Origin of the sequence: Eudoraea sp. (assembly GCF_049665975.1) — a bacterium.
Classification (GTDB): domain Bacteria; phylum Bacteroidota; class Bacteroidia; order Flavobacteriales; family Flavobacteriaceae; genus Eudoraea.
This window is the reverse complement of record NZ_JBATGR010000348.1, coordinates 1-5898: the sequence shown is the minus strand read 5'-3', so window position 1 is coordinate 5898 and position 5898 is coordinate 1. Positions and strand designations below refer to the sequence as shown.

The 5898-nt window shown below is 35.3% G+C and carries 5 protein-coding genes; 4 read left to right on the top strand and 1 reads right to left on the bottom strand.

Annotation, left to right across the window (positions count from 1 at the left end):
* The 3 genes from ileS to WBN20_RS12065 form a co-directional block, all read left to right on the top strand.
* On the top strand, positions 1–2885 hold a 2885-nt coding region (ileS, locus tag WBN20_RS12075), incomplete at its 5' end, for an isoleucine--tRNA ligase (RefSeq protein WP_424281862.1).
* Between the two features lie 4 nt (positions 2886–2889).
* On the top strand, positions 2890–3273 hold the full coding sequence (locus WBN20_RS12070) for a TraR/DksA family transcriptional regulator (protein ID WP_424271029.1): 384 nt from the start codon (positions 2890–2892) through the stop codon (positions 3271–3273).
* Positions 3274–3544: 271 nt separating this feature from the next.
* Positions 3545–4165, top strand: coding sequence for a lipoprotein signal peptidase (locus tag WBN20_RS12065; protein WP_424274994.1), 621 nt, complete (start codon positions 3545–3547; stop codon positions 4163–4165).
* Here WBN20_RS12065 and WBN20_RS12060 read toward each other — a convergent pair.
* A complete protein-coding gene (locus WBN20_RS12060) occupies positions 4162–4722 on the bottom strand; it encodes a 5-formyltetrahydrofolate cyclo-ligase (RefSeq protein WP_424281861.1) in 561 nt (186 codons plus the stop codon). The two genes, WBN20_RS12065 and WBN20_RS12060, sit on opposite strands and share 4 nt — an antisense overlap.
* Before the next feature lie 489 nt (positions 4723–5211).
* Here WBN20_RS12060 and WBN20_RS12055 point away from each other — a divergent pair.
* The coding region (locus tag WBN20_RS12055; protein WP_424281860.1) for a GIY-YIG nuclease family protein at positions 5212–5898 on the top strand (687 nt) is incomplete at its 3' end.

Below are 5898 nucleotides of genomic sequence, written 5' to 3'. Positions count from 1 at the left end.
ATAAGGGATACACAATTCAGCCCTATTCGCCAAAAGCAGGTACAGGTTTAAGTTCTCATGAATTGAATATGCCCGGCACTTATCAGGACATAACCGATACAACAGTAACCGCTCAATTTAAAATTATAACTAGTTCATTGCCCCAATTTCTGGAGCCGTTTAAAGATGAACTTTATTTCCTTGCATGGACAACTACACCCTGGACACTTCCATCAAATACTGCACTGACCGTTGGACCAAAAATTGAATACGTTTGGGTAAAAACATACAATCAATATACGTTTAAACCTATTACTGTTATCTTGGCAAAAAACCTGGTAGGCCAACAGTTTGCAGGTAAATTTATTAAGGTTGAAAATGAGAGAGAACTGTTATCTTTTTCTCAGGAAGCCAAAAAAATACCTTATTACATAGTCGGATCCTGTATCGGCGAAGAATTAGTAGGAATAAAATATGAGCAACTAATTGATTATGCAAAGCCATACAGCAATCCTGAAAATGCCTTCAGGGTTATAACAGGCGACTTTGTAACTACGGAAGATGGTACAGGGATAGTGCATACTGCACCCACTTTTGGTGCAGACGATATGCTGGTGGCACAAAAGGCAGACCCACCAGTGCCTCCATTGTTAGTATTGGATGAAAATGAGAATGCGGTACCCCTTGTGGATTTACAAGGTAGATTTCGAAAAGAAATGGGAGATCTGGCAGGTAAATATGTTAAAAACGAGTACTATGAAGATGGGAAAGCGCCTGAACGTTCTGTTGATGTTGAAATTGCCATTCGTTTAAAAGAAGAAAACAAGGCCTTTAAAGTTGAAAAATATGTGCACAGTTATCCCAATTGCTGGCGCACAGATAAGCCAATATTATATTACCCTATGGATTCATGGTTCATAAAAATTACAGACGTTCGGGAGCGCATGTATGAACTCAACCAAACAATCAATTGGAAACCTAAGACTACCGGGGAAGGGAGATTTGGGAATTGGCTGGCAAGTGCAAATGATTGGAATCTTTCAAGATCCAGATTTTGGGGGATACCATTGCCAATTTGGAGAACTGAGGATGGTAAAGAAGAAATCATCATAGGTTCTGTGGAACAATTGAAAAAAGAAATGGCCAGATCTGTTGAGGCTGGTCTTATGAAATCTGGGGTGTTCAGGGAGTTTGAGGTTGGAAATATGACTGAAGAGAATTATGATAGGATAGATCTCCACAAAAATATTGTTGATCAGATTATCCTGGTTTCAGATTCAGGAAAACCAATGAAGCGTGAGAATGACCTTATTGACGTGTGGTTTGACAGCGGGTCCATGCCCTATGCGCAATGGCACTATCCCTTTGAAAATAAAGACCTTATTGATAAGCGTGAAACTTTTCCTGCAGATTTTATAGCAGAAGGTGTTGACCAGACCAGAGGTTGGTTTTATACATTGCATGCTATTGCAACAATGGTTTTTGATTCCGTGGCCTATAAAAATGTGGTTTCCAATGGGTTGGTACTTGACAAGGAAGGGAAAAAGATGTCGAAACGACTAGGAAATGCTGCAGACCCGTGGATGACTATAAAGGAATATGGCCCGGACGCTACACGGTGGTATCTTATTTCTAACGCCAACCCATGGGATAACCTTAAATTTGATACTGCAGGGATTGCAGAAGTAAAAAGGAAGTTTTTCGGAACACTATACAACACCTATTCTTTCTTTTCTCTTTATGCCAATATTGACGAATTTAATTATTCAGAAGAAGAAATAATTTTAGCAAATAGACCGGAGATTGACCAATGGATTTTATCGGAATTACATACCCTGATAAAAAGAGTGGATGAGGCTTATGACAATTATGAGCCTACAAGAGCCGCCAGGGCCATTGGAGATTATGTACAGGAAAATCTAAGTAATTGGTATGTTCGTTTAAGCAGAAGAAGATTTTGGAAAGGGGATTACCAGGAAGACAAAGTTTCTGCATATCAGACATTATACACTTGTTTAGTTACCATCGCTAAACTCTCTGCGCCTATTGCACCATTCTTTATGGATAGGTTGTTCACAGATTTGACCAGAACCACTGGCAAAGATCTTTTTGAAAGTGTTCATTTAGCTAACTTTCCGGAATATCATTCTAAATTTGTGAATAAGGAATTGGAAAGTAAAATGCAAAAAGCGCAAATCATATCTTCCCTTGTATTATCTATTCGCCAGAAAGAAAAAATAAAGGTACGCCAACCTTTGCATAAAATAATGATTCCTGTTTTGGATGAAAAACAGCGTTCAGAAATTGAAGCCGTTGCAGAGTTAATAAAAACCGAGGTTAATGTAAAAGAAATTAAACTTTTGGATGACGCTTCAGGGATATTGGTAAAGCGTATTAAACCTAATTTCAAAGTACTGGGCCCAAGGTTTGGTAAAGACATGAAGCTAATAAGTAGCGCGGTTGGCAAGCTGGAACAGAATGATATTCAAAAAATTGAACGTGAAGGTAAAATTTCACTTGAAATAGAAAATAAAAGTATTATATTACAGTTACAAGATGTAGAGATATCTTCTCAGGACATAGAAGGCTGGCTGGTTGCCAGTTCGGGCTCACTGACGGTGGCCTTGGATATAACCATTGATGAGGAGCTAAAACAAGAGGGGATAGCTCGTGAACTTGTAAATAGGATTCAAAATTTGAGAAAAGATTCTGGTTTTGAAGTAACAGATAAAATAGATATCAGAATATTAAAGGACGGTTTAGTCGAAAGAGCAGTTAAGAGTAATATCGGTTATATAAAGAACGAAACCTTAACCTCTGAGCTTAATTTTGAAGAACAAATGGAAGATGGCGTGGCCATCTCCTTTGATGATGTAAACACAAAATTGTCTATCCAAAAACACTAAAATTATGGGACAGGATTTAAAAGTAAGGTATACCGATAAAGAATTAGAAGAATTCAAGGTACTTATAGAAGAAAAGATTGAGAAAGCTAAAAGCCATCTCGAATTACTCAGGAGTTCATATATGAACGATGGGAATAATGGAACTGATGATACCTCTCCAACTTTCAAGGCTTTCGAAGAAGGTTCAGAGACCATGAGTAAGGAAGCCAACACTCAGTTGGCAATACGCCAGGAAAAATTTATTCGGGATCTTAAGAATGCATTGCTGAGGATAGAAAATAAGACCTATGGTATTTGTCGGGTAACAGGGAAACTTATTAATAAAGATAGGCTTAGGTTGGTACCTCATGCTACTCTTAGCATTGAGGCCAAAAACATGCAAAAATAGAGATCAGCTGCTATTTATCTCTCGTTTATCAATCTTATAGGAATATAAATTGTAAGTTTTTATATTGTCGTAAGTTCACGGAACGTATTTTATTGTACAGTCAGCAATTCTTTGTCAATTCCAGCAGGAATTTTATGTAATCCATTAGAACGCCGGCGCATTCTAATGAAGAAGATTAATTGGTATTCTCCATGGGTTTGTTTTAAATGAATATCCTGCCCTTCTGTTGATAGAATAATTCCTATTTTAGCCGAATCTATTTTAAAAAGGAATGAATATTAAGAGGTCAATGCTGATTATAGTGATTGTTTTACTTATAGATCAGCTTAGTAAAATATATATTAAAACCCATTTTGAACTAGGAGAATCAACAGAAGTTTTTTCTTGGTTTAGAGTTCTTTTTATTGAGAATGAGGGAGCCGCTTGGGGAGCCAAATTAAGTGATATTTTACCGATTTCAGACAAAATCGGCAAATTGGTTCTCACCGTTTTTCGCCTTTTTGCAATTATCGGAATTGGATATTGGCTATATGACATTATTAAGAAGAAGGCAACGGTTACTCTTATTACAGCTGTTTCCCTGATTTTCGCCGGAGCGCTTGGGAATATTATTGATTCCTTATTCTATGGGATTCTCTTCAATGACAGTTATAACCAATTGGCGACATTATTTTCTGAAGAACCATATGGCAGCTTATTTTATGGGAAAGTAGTTGATATGCTTTATTTTCCTCTAATTGATACAAATTGGCCGGATTGGGTTCCTTGGGTTGGGGGTGATAATTTTCGATTTTTTGAACCGGTATTTAATGTTGCAGATACTGCCATTAGTACAGGCGTGGGCATATTAATCGTATTTAATAAAAAGGCTTTTGGAAAAAAAGTATCTTAAAAAATATAGATCTTCTCAGGAGTAACACAGAAATCCATTGGAATATCATGTTTCTGTATATCACTAATTTTATCCACAGGCTTAAATAGGGAAAGACCAATTTTGATAACATCTTCACGACATTCCTTTAAAAACTTATCGTAGAAACCTTTACCATAACCCACTCTGTATCCACGTCTATCAAATGCCAAAAGGGGAATAAATACTACGTCTAGTTTAAGCGGAGGCACCTCTAATCCATCTACGGGCTCCGGAATATTCCATTTGTTTTTTCTTAAAACGGTATTATCTGTAAGTAAATAATGAATGAGACTGGTATCATCTAACACTTTTGGGAGCACAATATTTTTATCTTTTCCCTGTAGAATAGACATAATGAAAGCAGTATCAATTTCATTTTTTTCTGAAATTGATAAAAAAAGGTGATAAAATTCGAACGTCCATACAGGTAATTCCAAGACCCTGTTTGCAATTTCTAAACTGTAGTTTGAAATTGTTTCTGAAGACAATTCATTTCTATGATGAATATAGTTTAATCGAAGCTCTTTTTTTAGCATAAATACCGATTAAACCTGTAGCTAGTTTTGGGGAACTATTTTAATTAAAATTAATCCTTTGCCGCAACAGCAAAATATATTTTAAAAAATAGCATCAAAATAAGGTACATACCTAAAGTGATGACATAATTTTCCATGTAGTTATTAAAATTTATTGGTTAAATATAAAGAAATAAATGTCAATTATCCTATAAAACGCACCATTTAATCGTTGAAATGCACATTATTTACAATTCTCTTAACATTATTCTTACTACTAAATATTACAAAAACTTTAAATATATGATCTTAAAAAACTGAAATTCAGATGATTATATATTAGCTTGAGATATGAGAACCTTTTGCTTCTAAAATTGTTAATCGGGGATATTAATAAATTGTAAATTTTGACCTTTATGACCTTAAACTTAACAGGAGTGTTACACAATTAATTATAATTGTATTGTAACTTACCTTTGTATTGAAGAGAACCATTCTGGATACAAATTTATGCCCGAAATACCATTAGAGATTAAACTTAGCACATTACCTGACAGTCCGGGAGTATATCAATTCTATGATGCGGATGGTAAAATATTGTATGTGGGTAAGGCAAAGAATCTTAAAAAAAGGGTTTCTTCTTATTTTCATAAGAAGCATGAGTACGGAAAGACTCGTGTAATGGTAAGGAAAATAGATTCCTTAAAACACATTGTTGTTAAAACTGAATCTGATGCATTACTTCTTGAGAATAATCTAATAAAAAAATACCAGCCAAGGTATAACGTACTACTCAAGGACGATAAATCCTATCCCTGGATTTGTATTAAAAATGAACGCTTTCCAAGAATATTTCCGACTCGAAAGTTTATAAAGGATGGATCTGAATATTTTGGTCCATATACCAGTATGAAAACCGTAAAAATTTTACTTGAACTTATAAAAAGTGTTTATCCGCTGAGGACTTGTAATTATGATTTGTCCCCTGAAAAAATAAATGCCGGAAAATATAAATTATGCCTGGAATATCATCTTGGAAATTGCAAAGGCCCATGTGAAGGACTTCAAAGTTCTGAAGAGTACCATAAACAGATAGATGATATTAGACAGATAATCAAAGGTAATTTTAAGTCCTCCCTTCATTATTTTAAAACGCAAATGAAATCACTTGCGAAGGAGATGCAATTTGAAGAAGCA